This window comes from Vibrio sp. Vb0349, assembly GCF_033338975.1.
Genome location: NZ_JAWOTS010000001.1, coordinates 47,065 through 63,388 on the forward strand (window position 1 = coordinate 47,065; position 16,324 = coordinate 63,388).

Genomic DNA, 16,324 nt, shown 5'->3' on the forward strand with positions numbered 1-16,324 from the left:
TAAGAATGAAGTTATCAGAACCCTATTCTAAGAAACAAAGAATATTGCAATATTCTACCACCAGCAAAATGCTGCTGGTGGTGTTTGCCGTTTCTTTGCTTCTCGCGAATGTCGTGCTTTTACAGCAAACACGTTCACTCTCACAAAATTTTAATAACGAACAAAAACAAGCGACTTGGTTTTTATTCCAACTCTCCAAAGAACTATCAGAACTTGTCGGCGAGGCCAGACGGTTAGATGAAAACGTATTGAATATTGATGGTGCAGAGCTTCAATACGAGTTAGCGTGGAGTCGCTTTGACTTATTGACCAGTAGCACGAAAGCCAATAAGTTCTTTTCTCGGAACAACATGCACCTTTACTTCATTAATCTTTTTGAAGAGTTCAAAGAGCTAGAAAAACAACTAGTAGAAGCTAGAACAGGTGACAGCCAAGCTGCTGCTGCATTTTATCGTTCAACTCAAACACTATATTTAGGCTTAATAGACTTCGTTAATCAAAACTTCCGCCTAAGCAGTAAAGCTTATGAAGCACAAAAAGGTCAAACCCAGCGCTTAATGCAAGCACAATATATGTTGTTTGCGACGTTCGTTTTGTCGATTATCTCTCTAACTTATTTCTTTTATCGTGAATCCCATTTTCATAGAAAATTGGCGCTAAGTGACCCTTTGACGAACCTAGGGAACCGCAATGCACTATTCATAACCCTAAACAAATTTACTCAAGAAAAAAGGCCCTTTTCTCTCTGGATTCTAGATTTAAATGGTTTTAAAGAAGTCAACGACACACACGGACACCAAGTTGGCGACACTGTACTGCGGGAAATCGCTAGGCGGCTTAATTCTATGGCACTCAATGATTTTACTGTTTATCGCATGGGAGGAGATGAGTTCGCGGTTATCCTTGAAGGTGAACATCTCAATGAAGAGAACGTACGTGAGCAGATAAATACCGTCTTTGATGCACAAATATTAAACTCCGATAAAGTCTCAACACTTTCAACAAGCATGGGCTTAGCGCAATACCCTAAAGACAGTGACAATGTTGACTTTCTTATCAGCATAGCGGATAAGCGCATGTACAAAATGAAATTTCAACGTTAAACGGTATATATGATGAGAAAGTTCATGCAAGTACTGCTTCTACTGGCAGTCATTGCGGCAGGTGTGTTGGCTTGGGTATTTATTCCATCGCACGAAACCATCGGGCAAAAAACGCTTGAGCAGGCACTCAACGACGACTACAGCCTCGTTGGACATCGAATCTACTCAACCGATCCGGATGCTGGCAACCGATTCGGCTACTTCGTATTGGCAACGGGCCAGAGCATTGAAGAGCAAGAGCCGTTTTTGGTCACTTCGGATCAGTTTATTCGCATGGAGAAAACGGGTGATAATACCTTGTCTGTGACCGTCAATGGCCGTATTTACCATTATCATAACGACTTGTGGGTGCCAAAATCAGACGGGAAATTGCAACACTTTTTAGTCAGTGCAACCGCCAAGTACGTACGCTAAAACGGGAACCTTACTACCCCCTCCCACCACACACACAAAAAAAACAAAGCCCCGCATACACTGCGGGGCTTTTTACGTGAAGAAGAAAATAACATCGAAAGAATGAGCGTTACTTCGCTAATACTTTCTCTTTAATCACTTTGAGTACCCCAGCCTCTTGGTTGCTTGGCGCAGAATAACGAGCAATTTTCTTAATCTCTTCGTGCGCGTTGGCAACCGCGTACGAATGCTCACTGACTTGCAGCATTTCGAGGTCATTGAGGTAGTCACCAAACGTCATAGTTTCTGCCGGAGTAAAATTCATCGTCTCTTGAAGATGCTGAATGGCCGCACCTTTAGAGGCCTCGGCATTCATCACATCCAGCCAGATTTTTGCACTCACCACGACTTTATGCGTTGCGCCAAACTTTGCGTTCATGGTCGGGAACAGGAGCTCTTCCGAACCGTCAAAGTGACAAATTGCTACCTTAATAAACTCGTCTTCGACCTCAAGCAAATCCGGCACATATTCACAGCGGTGGTAGTACTTTTGAAATTCTTCCAGCGATTGCTGATCATGCGTTTCGATGTACGCCGAGCGCTTGCCACACAATACGATGTTCGCTCCGTCAATTTCACGAGCCGCTTTCACAATCTCCAACACTTCCGCTTTAGGAATGGTACAACTGTAGAGCTCTTTGTCTTGGTACATCACCAAGGTGCCGTTTTCAGCCACATACAACAGTCTGTCTTTGATTGGCGCGAACGTGTCTCGCAGGCTGTAATACTGACGACCAGACGCAGCGGAGAACAAAATGCCTTGCTCTTCCAGTTGCAAAAACAGATCGAAAAACTCTGGATCCAAACGACCGTACTGGTCAAGCAATGTGCCATCCATATCGGAAGCAATAAATTTGATGCAAACTTGTGACATTAACTAAAACTCTAAATGACGCTGCGAAAATATATCCATGTAAGGTACAGGATCTTGTATGAATCTCAAGTCGGGATGACGACGCCTTTCGCTATTACCAAGGATGCTGTTTAAAGTAACCTTCACTGTGATCGATGAAAGCTCTCACCGCAGGAGACAAGTGTTTACGTGATGAATACAGCGCGTAAATGTTGAGATCATTTGGCTTCCAATCCGGCAACACCGACTCAAGCTGACCCGATTTGAGATAGATATTGCTCAAGTAAGTTGGCAACATCGAAATACCCATGCCTTGTAAAGCGCCATGCAATAACGCCGTGGCCTCATTGCTGGTTAGGCGACACTCAATTCCCACCGATTCGAACTGGTCGCCCTGAGACAAATGCCATACGTGACGCTCAAAGTTTTTGTATCCCAAACAGTCGTGTGAAGATAAATCTCGCGGATGCGCGATCGCGTGGTGAGTTTGTAAATATTGCGGTGATGCTACCAACACCGATTCGCACACCGCAATCGGCTTACCAATCAAAGAAGGATCGGGATCTGACGCAATTCGGATCGCCAGATCGATACGTTGTTCGGTTAGATCACTCACTGAATCTTGCAGATCTATGTCGATATGCACTTTGGGGTGCTTTTGCATAAAACTGTTTACTACGGGGATCAACTGTGAGAATCCAAATGAAGTACTAGACGCAAGACGGATTTTTCCGGACAGCTCACCATCAGCGGCAATGTTCGACGTTAATGTATCGGCCTGTTTTAACCAGCGCTCAATCTGAGGCAAGCTGCGCTCCCCTGCGGTGGTGAGGGACACCTTGCGCGTGGTGCGGTGTAACAAACGAGTTTGCAGCCAGTTCTCCATAGCCTCTACATAACGAGTCACCATTGGCCGAGACATGTCTAACCGCTCTGCGGTCGCGGTAAAACTGCCAGAATACACCACATCCACAAACACTTTTGCTGCCGTTACTCTATCCATACATTTGCTCGAAATAAGAAATAGTGATGCACATTATTGTGTATTTTTCCGAGCGTATCAATTTCCTAATATAGCTCCCGTTCCCAAGCCATGGTCGCTTGGCCCCAAATTCTTTAGGAGCTTATTATGAAAAAATTCACTTTGATTGCTGCATCCATTTTAATGGCAAGCCCTGTTCTAGCGGCAAACCACTCTCCCCTTACTCTTGAGGTTTACAACGCCGACGGTAACAGCTTCCACGTAAACTCAACCTTGGTATACGGTGAGACTGACGCCATGGTTATCGACACTGGCTTCACCAAAGCTGACGCGATGCGCATTGCCGCTAAAGTGCTGGACTCAGGCAAAACGCTTAAAACCATTTTTATCAGCCAAGCGGACCCAGACTACTACTTTGGCGCAGAGGCCTTACACCAACAGTTCCCTGATGCGCAGATCATCACAACGCCTGCGGTTCAAAAAATTATTAAAGAGAAATTGGCTGGAAAGCTGGCGTACTGGGGACCAAAGCTTGGCGCAAACGCACCGGTAAAACCAGTGATCCCTGTCGCGTACGATAAAGCATCATTGGAGCTAGAAGGTCATAAGATTGAAATTCGTGGTAACCATGGCACATCAGCACACCGCCCTTACCTATGGATTCCAGATAACAAAGCGATTCTAGGTAACGTAGCCGTGTACTCAAACGTACATTTGTGGATGGCAGATGCCGCTGACCAGACCGCCATCAATGCTTGGGAGCAGCAACTTAGCGAGATGCTTGCGCTTAAACCTCAAGTGGTCATTCCTGGTCACATGAAAGCAGGCACAAAGCTGAACGCAGACACCATTCGCTACTCGCAACAATACTTGCAGGATTTTCAGCAAGCGAAAAAACACAGCAATAACAGCGTTCAACTCATTGACACCATGTCTGCGAAATACCCAGAAGCTCAATTGCCAATCGCGCTAGAAATCGGTGCGAAAGTGCATACTGGTGAAATGTCATGGTAACCGTGCATTACTTCTTCGATCCCATGTGTGGTTGGTGCTACGGGGCATCACCACTCATCGAAGCCTTGATGGACACCTCTCAATTTAAGGTAGAGCTTCATCCCGGCGGTATGATTGAGAAACGCGCGATTGAACCTGAATTTCGTCAGCACATCATCAACAGTGACGCTCGTATCGCAACCGAAACCGGAGCAACGTTTGGTGAAGCATATCTACAACGCGTGAAAAGCGAAGATGCGTTTGTTCTTGATTCTTATCTACCCACACAAGCGATCTTGAGTGCGGAGAAAATGGGGCTGAATCCATGGCACATGCTAAAGGCCATCCAATCTGCGCATTATCAGCTCGGGTTAAAAGTGAATGAAGCATCGACGCTCAAAGCCATTGCAGAATCGCTAGGTTTAACAAGTGATGCGTGGGAGCAAAACATGGCGTTAAGCGAAGCCGAACTAGATGAGAGAATTCGCTCTAGCCGACAATTGATGCGACAGTTACACGTTGGTGGTTATCCAACCCTGATTGCAGAAGTAAATGGCGAGTACTTGACCTTGCCGCACTCGACCTACTACGACAAACCGGCACAGTGGAAGCTTGCATTACAAAAACTGCAATAAGCTCTTCCCCACTCGCTCTTGTTCTTAATCCAAGAGCGAGTGCCAACACCGACATGGCAATCCTGACTCAAACAGGTACAATCCTCGCTCGATTTTTTACTCGCGCGGATACCCACCATGCACTCGCCTGAACATTGTTTTACTCGTTTTACTGCTGATACTTCTGACTATGAATTGCCAACGCAGTTTACGTTTCCGTTCTACTACACGCCACATCCTCTTTGCGTTATGGCCGCAAAGCAATTGCAACAGCACTTATTAGCGCAAACCGACTTCGAACACGATTTTGGTTTGGTTAATGAAGAAACGGGGCGAGGCAAAATGTTTGGCGTATTGCTGGTAGAAAACCCTCAAGGCGAACTCGGATTTTTAAGTGCGTTTTCTGGCAAAATTGCTGACCAAAACTTGATTCCAGGGTTTGTCCCTCCTGTGTATGACATGCTGACCGATGAAGGTTTCTTCCGCGCAGAAACGGATGCCATCAACGCCGCCAATGCGGAGTACAAAACCTGTGCCGCGAATCCGGAATTGGCAGATCTTAAAGCGCAAATACAAGCCGACCGAGCCGCTTATCAACAAGAAGAGCAAACACAGCGCCAAGTGATGATTGACGGCCGCGCCGCACGCAAACGACAGCGTCAACAGGGCGAGCAAACACTCAATGCCGATGACCTCAAAATCTTATTGGATGAGTTGGGTAAGCAAAGTGTCGCCGAGAAAAACGTTCTCAAATACTTAAAGCAAGCGTGGGATGAAAAGCTTGCAATCAAAGAGGCGCGCTTGGCCGAGTTAGAGCAGCAACTTGCTCATCTGAAAGAACAGCGCAAAACGCTCTCCAACGCTTTGCAGCACAAATTGCATAAACAATACCGCTTTCTAAACAACCATGGCAAAACACGCGACTTGGTGGACATTTTTGCGGACACCACAAACCCAGTACCACCAGCAGGTGCAGGGGAATGTGCTGCGCCAAAACTGCTCCAGTACGCGTTTAAATACGGATTCAAACCGCTGGCGCTGGCAGAATTTTGGTGGGGTGTGTCGCCAAAGTCTGAGGTTCGCCAACACAAAAAATTCTACCCATCGTGCAACAGCAAATGTCAGCCGATTTTGGGCCATATGATGCAAGGGCTGGATGTCGAACCTAACCCATTGGCGGAGAATTGGGCAGAAGACAAAGAGCTAGAGATAATCTACCAAGACGACGCTATGGTCGTCGTCAACAAGCCCTCGGGCTTACTTTCAGTGCCTGGTAAAACTATCAAGGACTCTACTTATACGCGCCTACAAGCGATGTACCCTGATGTGGAAGGGCCGTTTGTGATTCATCGTCTCGACATGGCGACCTCTGGCATTTTGGTGTTTGCCTTAACTAAGCGCGCGAACAAAAGTCTGCAAAAACAGTTTATGGCTCGCGGCGTACAAAAACGTTATATGGCACTGCTCGAAGGCGTATTAAACGAGCCTGAAGGGGAAATTTCACTGCCAATGCGTGGTGACCCAGACGACCGCCCACGTCAACTGGTGTGTTTTGAACACGGGAAACATGCAGAAACCTACTGGCAACTGATTGAAGTCAAAGATGGACGCAGCAAGGTATACATGTATCCGAAAACCGGGCGAACTCACCAACTACGTGTACACAGTGCTCATCACATGGGGTTAAACATGCCGATGGTTGGTGATGGTTTATACGGCGAAAAATCGAATCGCTTACACCTGCATGCTGAGATGCTAGAGCTGGATCATCCATACAGCAAAGAGCGTATGGTGTTCCAAGCTGAGTGCGAATTCTAACGTCTTCCCGATTTTAAATAACAAAAAGGCACTGACTATCAGTGCCTTTTTTTGTTTTCTAACAACAGAATAAGCGTGATGCGCGATACCGAAAACCGTTAGCTCACCTTAAACTTGGTCCACACCTGAGAGCGCCAACGCCTTGCCATGATGATACCACGTACCCATTCATCGAGTGCGATTGCCATCCAAGCCCCTAAAACGCCATAACCCAAGTGGATGCCAAAGATGTAAGAGAAAAGCACGCCTAGTCCCCACATACTCAAAATCCCCATTTGCACTGGGAACTTGATGTCACCCGCGCCTTTGAGCCCCGCGATAAAAATCAGGTTAAACACACGTCCGGCCTCGAGCAAAATTGAGCCCATGACTAACGAACCTGCCAATGCGAGTATCTCTGGTTGATCGGTAAATACGCGCAGAATCTCTTCTCTAAACAGGTAAATCAGTGTGGTTGCCGCCGTTGATGCCACAAATCCCACTAAGAAGTAGATTTGTACGCGTTTTAAAATGCTGCTCACCCAACCTTTACCGATGTAGTAACCAGTTTGAATTTGCGCTGCCTGACCAATTGCCAACGCGAAAGCAAACGAGAAACGGGCAATGTTTTGCGCATAAGTGAAAGCCGCTAACGATGCCGTCCCCATTTGCACCACAAAGTACACAATGCAGATTTGCGCCACGTTGTAAGACAGCACTTCACCCGCGTTCATACCGCCGATTTTTAAGATCTTTTTGTAAATCTCTGCGGGCACTTGTTTCATGGTCGACATTGGTAGCTCAATGCTGCTGCGCGCGAGAATAAACCATAACATTAACGTACCGATGACTTGGCTGACGACGGTTGCTATTGCCACGCCTTGCACGCCATACACAGGTAAACCAAATGGCTGGTAAAGCGCAATATAGTTACCAATGATGTTGAACACACCCGAGATCAAATTCACCACCATTGGGGAACGTGAATAACCATGACTACGCAGAATAGTTGTAAAAACAACGCCAATCGTAACGTTAAACGTCATCGCACCGCTTATCAGCAGATATTCATGAGCGTACTGCTCGACTTGCGCTTCCAAGCCGTAATACGGGAGTAGATATATCGCACCAAGCACGGCAATCACACTCAATAGCACACCGACGAGCACAGACAACGCAATACTCGCAACACCAACGCTCACTGACTCTTGCTCGCGTCCAGCGCCATTGTATTGGGCAATCAAAATCCCCGTACCGCTACTGACAAACGTCGAAACGATGATTAAAAAGAAGGTAATCTGCGTGATCACACCAACAGCGGATACGGCTTTGTCTGAGTAGCCACTCAGCATGAACACGTCACTGGTTCCTAAAGCCGTCCGTAGCAAAATTTCGACAAGAATTGGCCAAGCTAATGCCACGATAGACATTCGTTGGTTGATGTTTTGGCTTTTAGGCATGCTTGTAACCTTTCCTACAACTAAAAACTGCCTCACAATTTTGTGAAGCAGTTTAAAAATAGTGACTCGAACGAAGCTCGATATGAGGTTGTGATTTAGCGCGGATTCTAGTCGCATATTGGTCATAACGACAACAATATTTCGCCCTGTTTCGGAAAAATATTTCTAATGCATTTTCGAAACGACATATGCCTTGACGATACGTAGAGCAGAGATTGGTGAACAATACTCTCAATCAACGAGCACCGAACAGAATCAGGATAATCAATAGAAATATGTCTAACTAGATACATTACTTTGAATTATCAGTCCAACCATATAGAGCCATGAAGAACCGTCATGAAAACCTGCATGCGCCACCATTCCTCTTTGAACACTCGCACCAAATCACACTGATGGCTTTGCACTAAAAATGACTGATATCACATTTGGAAACTTTGTTGTTCTATTTATCGCGAAAATACCGCCTAGAATAAGCGTACACGTTAATTAAGCAAGGATACGTAATGTCGACATTGGCTGGGGCGCGCTTAGAAGAAATGGCGGACATCCGCTCAACAAGAAAAAAGAAAATTGTCTTTTTATGCTCCAGTATCGCCGCTGCCTGTTTAACTTATGGTTCCATTGCTCAATCACTTGAGAATAACTGGGGTTTAAGCTTTTTCCATGCTTTGTGTGCCTTGGCATGCTTAGCAATCAGTTATGTAATAAAAGTCCAGCGGCACCATCAATACGCCGACTTATGGCTAAGTGCTGTCTTAATGTTCGAAGGGTTATTGTTACTTCTGTATAACGACGCTCCGTCAGGCAAAATGTTATGGCTATATCCTATTGTCGCCACTCTGGTATTAATTAATGAGTTTAAGGTCGGTCTGTTGTTCAGTGGCACCTACATTTTACTGATCTTTTTTGGGGTCGCTTTTTTAGATCGACTGCCAGCAGCCACAGAAATCATAGAGCGGAGATTGATGCTGACCCTGATAGCGACCGCGTTTGTGTGTCACACGTTCTCGTATTACTACACGAAAGTCCTCAATTACATTCAAACACTGTATCGTGAGGGGATTGAGGAGTTAGCATATTTTGACCAGCTCACTGGGCTTGCCAATCGCTGGAGCTTTGAGACTTGGGCGCGCGCAAAGCTCGATGAAATCAAGCACTCATCTGATGACAGCATCACCGCATTGGTTTTTCTCGATATCGATAACTTCAAGCACATCAACGACACCTACGGGCACGATATTGGTGACCAAGTACTTCAAGCCTTCGCAACTCGATTAAAAAATAACATTCGCAACAAAGACAGAAAAACCGATAAACACGACTACTCCATCGCTCGATTTGCGGGCGATGAGTTTGTAATCATGCTTTACGATGTAAAAAGTAAAGATGACCTCGACAGCATCCTAAAACGGATCGTGAATCTGTTTCCGACAGGTTACCGAAGCTACGATATGATTAACGAGTTAACGATGAGTGTAGGTGCTGCTATCTATAAGCAAGATGCAAAGGATTTGTCTGAATTGACTCGATGTGCAGACAAAGCAATGTACGCAGCTAAACATACTGGTAAAAACCAGTACGCCTTTTATGAGCACTGCAATACGGAAGAACAGTCAACATCTGATGCACCAGCGGTACCAGAAGCTTGCTAATGACTAAGCGAACACATGCATCACCCAAAGCCCCACAACGAGGAATACGATTAACCACACTACTTGCAACGTTCTGTTCGGCTTGTCTTGCTGACGAGTGGGTTGATCTTTAAACGCACGGCCCTTCATTTTGCCCATTAAGCTCTTTCCTAGAGCACGTCGATAAAATTCACGTCTCTTATGAGCGGCATTGGCAACTTCGGTAAAGCGCTGTCTTTGCTCATTGGTGAGATCTTTGTCCTCGTAACGAGGAGGGAGATCAGAATGCTTGCGTTGTACTGCCATCACTTCCTCCCTGGTCGATGGGTACATTTTTATTAAGTATATACCCAAATAACCAAAAAGATGCGTTATAAGTGAAGCACATAGACGAAAAAACCACCCGAAGGTGGTTTTATGACGAGCAACAAATGAACGCTAGAAGTACTCACATAAATACGCAGTCGCTTCTTTCACTTGAAGCTCAAATGAAGAATTACCTTCCACTTCAAAAAACTCACCACTTTGATAAGTCGTCCAATCGCTCTCGCCAACACGCTTGACCAAAAGCGCACCTTTTACAACCGTCATACGCTCTGGTGCTTGAGTACCAAACGTGTACTCACCAGGAAGCATCACACCAACGCTAACATCCTGCTCTTTCTGGTTAAAGCCTAGTGATTTTACACTACCAGCAAAATAGCTATTTTCCTTAATATTCATTATTGGTTTCCTTATCAAAAGTCCGCTCTTTTTTACCTTGTTTCTTTCCGTTACTCAAGCTTTGAAAGCCATTAAACTCAACGTAGTAACGCACATCCTTTGCTACTGAGCGAGAACCTCTTTTCGCGAGGATTAATCAGGCGACCTAAACCGAGCAAGAAAACCTGCGAAGTAATGAATGTGAGCAAACAACAAAACCATCAATAAGATGTGTATCTGAATGTAAAAGTGGACATTAGATCATAGTTTCGTCGTCTCAATGGCGGGATTGTTTGTTTTTAAAAAGGAAGGTTTCCACCATGTTAAAAAAGTGGAGAAAATTAGATCTATGACGGACTCGACTCGCCGAAGGCGAAAAGCACGACAAGAACCAAAACTTTCATTTTTGGCTCGCCACCAATCCAAAATCCTCAAGAGTACATTTGTCTGCTTCGGGATGGGTCTGTTGACGTTTTTTGGCTATCAAATCCACCTCTCCTATCAAGACCACATTGATCCGGAAAAGGTGTACGGCGAATGGATTGAGATTGGCGCGCCACCCTACCAAACAGAACGTCTCGTTTTCACTGAAGATGGGGTATACCGAAACCATCGACTTATTACGACGGAATTTGAATTCGATGGCAAGGTCATCACGTTGAATACCGGATTAGGAAAGACCGCGTATCAGATCTCGGGCTCTCATCTTTCACCTCAAATACGCCGTATTGAGCCTCTTATTCCAGATCAGCGATTCATTCGTAAAGGATTTGAGCATACCGTTCAGGGCTCAGAAACCGGCGCAGCCTCTAAACGTCGTGCCGCGTTGAGTGAACACTTCAGCCGTGACTAGTACGTCTTCACGGCTATTTTTCCTTTCAATTCTCTTTCTATATCAATGAAACAAAACCTTAATAAACAACAAAATAAGGCCTTCATCGCATTTAACTAACTCGTTACTGAGTAAACAATAATTTTAGTTTCTGCTGAGATTTTATAAATTATTGACTCAGTCTGACACTTTCTGTGTAACAGAGTGCGAGTTTTAGTTAAGTTCTCTCAAGTGCCTCGAAAACCGTCTTAATTTTTTTTGACGAAAAAAAACTCTCTGAAATGCTGAGTGTGATGCTTTTGCACGTGGAGTAAATCCAATCATCTTATCTGGTGCAAGAGCAGCCTATGTTCTAGGTAGAACATGAATCCAAGGATTGAGAGAGAAGTTATGATTCGATTTAACCTATGTGCAGCTGGAGTTGCTTTAGCGCTATCAGGTGCTGCAGTTGCGGCTCCAACCGCACCAAGTATCGATATGTACGGTTCCAACAACCTTCAGTTTTCTAAAATTGAACTCGCGATGGAAACCACGTCAGGCTACTACGACATGGTGAAATACCATGAGCAAGCGAAGATCACTGTTAAATTTAACCAGTGGAGTGGCACACCTGGTGACACTTACAACGTCTATTTTGATGGTGTAAAAGTAGCAAGCGGCCCTATCACTGGTAGCCAAACGACAGCTTCGTTTGAATACGGCCAAGGTGGCTTATACCAAATGGAAATCGAAGCATGTGATGCGACAGGTTGTGCGAAAAGCGCACCAGCTGAAATCACAATTGCAGATACCGATGGTTCTCACCTGAAGCCACTAACGATGAATGTTGATCCAAACAACAAAACCTACAATACCGATCCAAGCGTCGTGATGGGTACGTATTTTGTTGAATGGGGCATCTATGGCCGTGACTACACCGTCGATAATATGCCGGTCGACAACTTGACTCACATCCTTTACGGTTTTATCCCAATTTGTGGCCCAAATGAGTCTGTGAAGTCTGTTGGCGGCAACAGTTTCAACGCGCTACAAACTGCTTGTACAGGTGTGCCTGATTATGAAGTCGTTATCCATGACCCTTGGGCTGCTTATCAGAAGAGCTTCCCACAAGCTGGCCATGAATACAGCACGCCTATCAAGGGTAACTACGCAATGCTAATGGCATTGAAACAACGTAACCCTGATCTAAAAATCATCCCATCGATCGGTGGTTGGACACTGTCTGACCCATTCTTCGATTTCGTGGACAAGAAAAACCGTGACACATTCGTCGCATCAGTTAAGAAGTTCCTGAAAACTTGGAAATTCTACGACGGTGTTGACATCGACTGGGAATTCCCTGGCGGCGGCGGTGCAGCAGCCGATAAGGGCGACCCTGTAAACGATGGCCCAGCATACATCGCACTGATGCGTGAACTGCGCGTAATGCTTGATGAATTAGAAGCTGAGACAGGCCGTACTTACGAGCTAACGTCCGCTATCGGTGTCGGTTACGACAAGATTGAAGACGTAGACTACGCAGATGCAGTTCAGTACATGGATTACATCTTCGCAATGACTTACGACTTCTACGGTGGTTGGAATAACGTTCCTGGTCACCAAACTGCGCTTTACTGTGGTTCATTCATGCGTCCTGGTCAGTGTGACGGTAGTGGCGTTGATGAGAACGGCGAACCGTACAAAGGTCCTGCTTACACAGCAGATAACGGCATCCAACTTCTTCTTGCTCAAGGCGTTCCTGCGAACAAGCTAGTACTTGGTACAGCAATGTACGGTCGTGGCTGGGAAGGCGTAACTCCAGATACACTCACAGCTCCAAACGACCCAATGACAGGTACTGCTACAGGTAAACTGAAGGGCAGCACAGCGCAAGGTGTTTGGGAAGATGGCGTAATTGACTACAAAGGCATTAAGTCATTCATGCTAGGTGCAAACAACACTGGTATTAACGGCTTCGAGTACGGCTACGATGCACAAGCAGAAGCACCATGGGTATGGAACCGTACTACGGGCGAGTTGATCACATTTGATGACCACCGTTCAGTGCTAGCAAAAGGTAGCTACGCGAAGTCTCTTGGTCTTGCTGGTCTATTCTCTTGGGAAATTGACGCGGATAACGGTGACATTCTAAACGCGATGCACGAAGGTATGGCTGGTGGTGTGGTTCCTCAACCAAACCGTAAACCAACCGCAGCCGCTGGCGCAGATCAATCGGTAACAGGTCCTGCAAATGTGGTTCTAGATGGCAGCCTGTCAAAAGACTCTGACGGCACCATCGCAAGCTACGCTTGGGAACAAGTATCTGGCACAGCAGTGGCACTAACAGGTGCAAACTCAGCGAAAGCAAGCTTTGATGCAGCAGAAGTTACTGTTGAAGAGCAATTAACTTTCAAGCTGACGGTGTCTGATAACGAAGGTGCAACGGCATCTGACCTCGTTGTAGTAACAGTGAAACCAGCAGGTGTTGTTGACCCAGTGAACAGCGCACCAATAGCGCAAGTTGTTGCTCCAGCAACAGCAAACACTGGTGACGTTGTGGTTGTAGATGCAGCTGCGTCTAGCGATGCTGACAACGATACCCTGACATTCAACTGGACTCTACCTCAAGGTCTGAATGCAACGGTTGAAGGCTCTAAAGTCACGTTCACTGCTGCGGAATACCCGCAAGACACAAGCTTAAGCTTCACTGTAAGTGTGAGCGACGGTAAAGCGTCTTCATCGGCAAGCGCGACAGTGGTTGTTGCACAGCACACAACCGATCCGAACCCTGGTACTTGTGACAACGCATGGGATGCGAGCGCAGTGTACACAGGTGGTAACCAAGTGACTCACGCAGGTAAAACGTGGGAAGCGAAATGGTGGACTCAGGGTGACGATCCTAGCCAATCTGGCGAATGGGGCGTTTGGAAAGAAGTTGGCGTAGCTAACTGTAACTAATTTCAGCCTTGCAGACGTTCTGCTAAATAAACAAAGGACAGCTTCGGCTGTCCTTTTTGGATTTAACCTCTTAACGAGGAGAGCAACACCAGAGACGAAAAAATCTGAGGTGTTACTTTCAAATCGAATTAGCGCAAAACGGAGCGAGTCAATCAGTAAAAGTAAGGGTTACCAAGCACTATCGAGCAAACGGTCAAAACTACTGAAGACTTGCTCACACTTCATCACTCGACCATGCCCCTGACCTTGTGTTGTCACTAACTCAACGTTTTTAATCTCTTCAGCCGCTTTTGCCGAGACACTGTATTTGGTGAACTTGTCTTGCTCATCATGAATAATAATGGTGTGAGACGGACGCTCAGACAAACGCTTCATCGGATCAATGGACTGTAACGGATAACCAAATTGGTCTTCAACTTCTGAAACCACAGCATTAAAAAGCTTCATCGAGTAACCGGAACGTGCAATGCTACCGAATAAGTTCTCTACGTAATTTAATACCGGAGCAATAAGCAGCAAAGGCTTGTTTTCTAATTTACTGTGCCTACACTCAAGAGCAGAAGCGGTGCCCATGCTGTGCCCAACTAGGCCAACAATATCCTCGACCGTATCCAACACATCTTCTAATCCTCTGACAAACCCCGGAATGTGCCCATACTGCCCCTCACTCTCACCATGTGCCGGATGATCGTACGCCAAAGCAGTAAACCCTTTCGACGCAATATGTTCCATCAGTGGATAAAACTGACTTGCCGTTCCAGACCAACCATGAGTTAGCACCCAAATAGGTCCAGAGCCCAAAGTATAGGTTTTGATGATGCCTGCATGCCCTTTAATTTCACCTTTGATAAGCCCTTGAGGTTCAATATTTTTAGGTTGCGTACGAGCAGGTGTCAGAAGAAGTTTACGTGCGGTCTTCTTTGCATGTGACGGGGCCAGTGTATGGTGTAACCGAGTACTAATGTTCACCAAACTGCGCTTAATACTGAAACGTTGCGATGTATTAAAGTAAATTTTTTCACTCATAATCATGTCCTTAACTATCAGCTTTGCACAAAATAGAACGGTCGTGCTTTTTATGCTGATAAGAAAGAGCGAACTCAGCCGCTCTTGTGATTTTATGTCTACGAATCTGGGAAGCGATTAACCGATATTAGTCTTTCCAGCGAGAAAATAAGTTGTCGATCCCTTGCCAAAACAGACGCAAGCTTTCTTGCTCACCTTTAATTGAGTAAAAAACATGCGCACTCAAATAGAGACCGTACAAATCAAACGTTGCTTGGCGTGTATCTAAGTCTGCTGCAAATTCTTGCTTCTCTTTGCCTTTCGCTATTTGGATCTCCAAATAACTCAGCCAAGTGTCTATGGATTTACGCAGTCCGGCCTGAAGCGGGCAATCTTTATCTGCCGTATCATTCCAAGCGTCAAGAAACATACAACTTCCTTGGAATGCGTGATTCCAAGTCATCCAAGAGTCGAGCAACCCTCGAATTTTACGCTCGATATTGCCATCCCCGAGTTCTCGAGCAGGCTCAATAACCCGATCAGCGAACACTTTATTGGCGTGATCAAGCACCGATAGCTGTAAATTCAACTTCGAATTAAAGTGGGCAAACAGACCACTTTTCGACATACCGCATTGCTTGGCTAACTCTCCAATCGTAAGACTTTCTAATCCGTCTTCGCTGGCGTTCTCAAAAGCCCGCTGCAGAATAAACTCTTTTGTCACTTTTCCTTTTTGCATAATCTTATTTTTAGCACGATCGTTCTTTTTTGCAATCTCGAGTTAACTGGTCTAACCATTATTCAGTGCTATTTTCGACTCACGAATCAGGTATTGATTGCGTTAATAGGTTAATAATTAAGAAGTTTGAAGTAAGTCTTAATTTTCAAAACAGCTTCAATGTAAGCGCAAGTCTGTCGACTTTTTCACGTATTACTTCAGTAACAACCTGCTATTTTCA

The 16,324-nt window shown here is 45.6% G+C and carries 15 protein-coding genes; 8 read left to right on the forward strand and 7 right to left on the reverse strand.

Annotation, left to right across the window (positions count from 1 at the left end; genetic code table 11):
- The first annotated feature begins 5 nt into the window (after positions 1-5).
- Both R7Q47_RS00260 and R7Q47_RS00265 read left to right on the forward strand, forming a co-directional pair.
- Positions 6-1,103 carry a GGDEF domain-containing protein gene (locus tag R7Q47_RS00260; protein ID WP_005383270.1) on the forward strand — a complete coding sequence of 366 codons (1,098 nt, stop codon included), beginning with the start codon at positions 6-8 and terminating at the stop codon, positions 1,101-1,103.
- A gap of 24 nt (positions 1,104-1,127) precedes the next feature.
- Positions 1,128-1,517 (forward strand): hypothetical protein, encoded by a 390-nt coding sequence (locus R7Q47_RS00265; RefSeq protein WP_005374387.1) that lies wholly within the window; start codon positions 1,128-1,130, stop codon positions 1,515-1,517.
- Positions 1,518-1,626: 109 nt separating this feature from the next.
- On the opposite strand, the gene R7Q47_RS00270 is transcribed toward R7Q47_RS00265, so the two are convergent.
- The gene (locus tag R7Q47_RS00270; RefSeq protein WP_042522338.1) at positions 1,627-2,430 is read right to left on the reverse strand and encodes a Cof-type HAD-IIB family hydrolase; all 804 of its coding nucleotides are present in this window, start codon (positions 2,428-2,430) and stop codon (positions 1,627-1,629) included.
- Positions 2,431-2,524: 94 nt separating this feature from the next.
- On the reverse strand, positions 2,525-3,412 hold the full coding sequence (locus R7Q47_RS00275; protein WP_248486048.1) for a LysR family transcriptional regulator: 888 nt from the start codon (positions 3,410-3,412) through the stop codon (positions 2,525-2,527).
- Positions 3,413-3,538: 126 nt separating this feature from the next.
- Between R7Q47_RS00275 and R7Q47_RS00280 the strand changes: the two genes are divergently transcribed.
- The 3 genes from R7Q47_RS00280 to R7Q47_RS00290 all read left to right on the forward strand — a co-directional run bounded on the left by R7Q47_RS00280 (position 3,539) and on the right by R7Q47_RS00290 (position 6,816).
- Complete coding sequence (locus tag R7Q47_RS00280) at positions 3,539-4,405, forward strand: MBL fold metallo-hydrolase (protein ID WP_017633829.1); 867 nt, start codon at positions 3,539-3,541, stop codon at positions 4,403-4,405.
- On the forward strand, positions 4,399-5,019 hold the full coding sequence (locus R7Q47_RS00285; protein WP_047102496.1) for a DsbA family protein: 621 nt from the start codon (positions 4,399-4,401) through the stop codon (positions 5,017-5,019). The genes R7Q47_RS00280 and R7Q47_RS00285 overlap by 7 nt, the downstream gene beginning before the upstream one ends.
- Before the next feature lie 117 nt (positions 5,020-5,136).
- Positions 5,137-6,816 carry an RluA family pseudouridine synthase gene (locus tag R7Q47_RS00290; protein WP_154204119.1) on the forward strand — a complete coding sequence of 560 codons (1,680 nt, stop codon included), beginning with the start codon at positions 5,137-5,139 and terminating at the stop codon, positions 6,814-6,816.
- Positions 6,817-6,914: 98 nt separating this feature from the next.
- Here R7Q47_RS00290 and R7Q47_RS00295 read toward each other — a convergent pair whose 3' ends face one another.
- Complete coding sequence (locus R7Q47_RS00295; protein ID WP_025768746.1) at positions 6,915-8,255, reverse strand: MATE family efflux transporter; 1,341 nt, start codon at positions 8,253-8,255, stop codon at positions 6,915-6,917.
- A gap of 506 nt (positions 8,256-8,761) precedes the next feature.
- Between R7Q47_RS00295 and R7Q47_RS00300 the strand changes: the two genes are divergently transcribed.
- Positions 8,762-9,910 carry a GGDEF domain-containing protein gene (locus tag R7Q47_RS00300; RefSeq protein WP_053308037.1) on the forward strand — a complete coding sequence of 383 codons (1,149 nt, stop codon included), beginning with the start codon at positions 8,762-8,764 and terminating at the stop codon, positions 9,908-9,910.
- 3 nt (positions 9,911-9,913) lie between these two features.
- On the opposite strand, the gene R7Q47_RS00305 is transcribed toward R7Q47_RS00300, so the two are convergent.
- Entirely contained in the window at positions 9,914-10,195 is a 282-nt protein-coding gene (locus R7Q47_RS00305; protein WP_154204117.1) for a hypothetical protein, read from the reverse strand.
- A 132-nt stretch (positions 10,196-10,327) separates the two neighbouring features.
- On the reverse strand, positions 10,328-10,612 hold the full coding sequence (locus R7Q47_RS00310; RefSeq protein ID WP_248486051.1) for a pyrimidine/purine nucleoside phosphorylase: 285 nt from the start codon (positions 10,610-10,612) through the stop codon (positions 10,328-10,330).
- A gap of 328 nt (positions 10,613-10,940) precedes the next feature.
- On the opposite strand from R7Q47_RS00310, the gene R7Q47_RS00315 reads away from it, so the two are divergent.
- Both R7Q47_RS00315 and R7Q47_RS00320 read left to right on the forward strand, forming a co-directional pair.
- Positions 10,941-11,444 (forward strand): DUF2850 domain-containing protein, encoded by a 504-nt coding sequence (locus R7Q47_RS00315; RefSeq protein WP_005374408.1) that lies wholly within the window; start codon positions 10,941-10,943, stop codon positions 11,442-11,444.
- Positions 11,445-11,813: 369 nt separating this feature from the next.
- Entirely contained in the window at positions 11,814-14,360 is a 2,547-nt protein-coding gene (locus R7Q47_RS00320) for a glycosyl hydrolase family 18 protein (RefSeq protein WP_318088470.1), read from the forward strand.
- 168 nt (positions 14,361-14,528) lie between these two features.
- Here the strand turns inward: R7Q47_RS00320 and R7Q47_RS00325 are convergent, their stop codons facing one another.
- Entirely contained in the window at positions 14,529-15,386 is an 858-nt protein-coding gene (locus R7Q47_RS00325; protein ID WP_017633823.1) for an alpha/beta hydrolase, read from the reverse strand.
- A gap of 127 nt (positions 15,387-15,513) precedes the next feature.
- The gene (locus tag R7Q47_RS00330; RefSeq protein ID WP_154204114.1) at positions 15,514-16,104 is read right to left on the reverse strand and encodes a TetR/AcrR family transcriptional regulator; all 591 of its coding nucleotides are present in this window, start codon (positions 16,102-16,104) and stop codon (positions 15,514-15,516) included.
- Between the last annotated feature and the right edge of the window lie 220 nt (positions 16,105-16,324).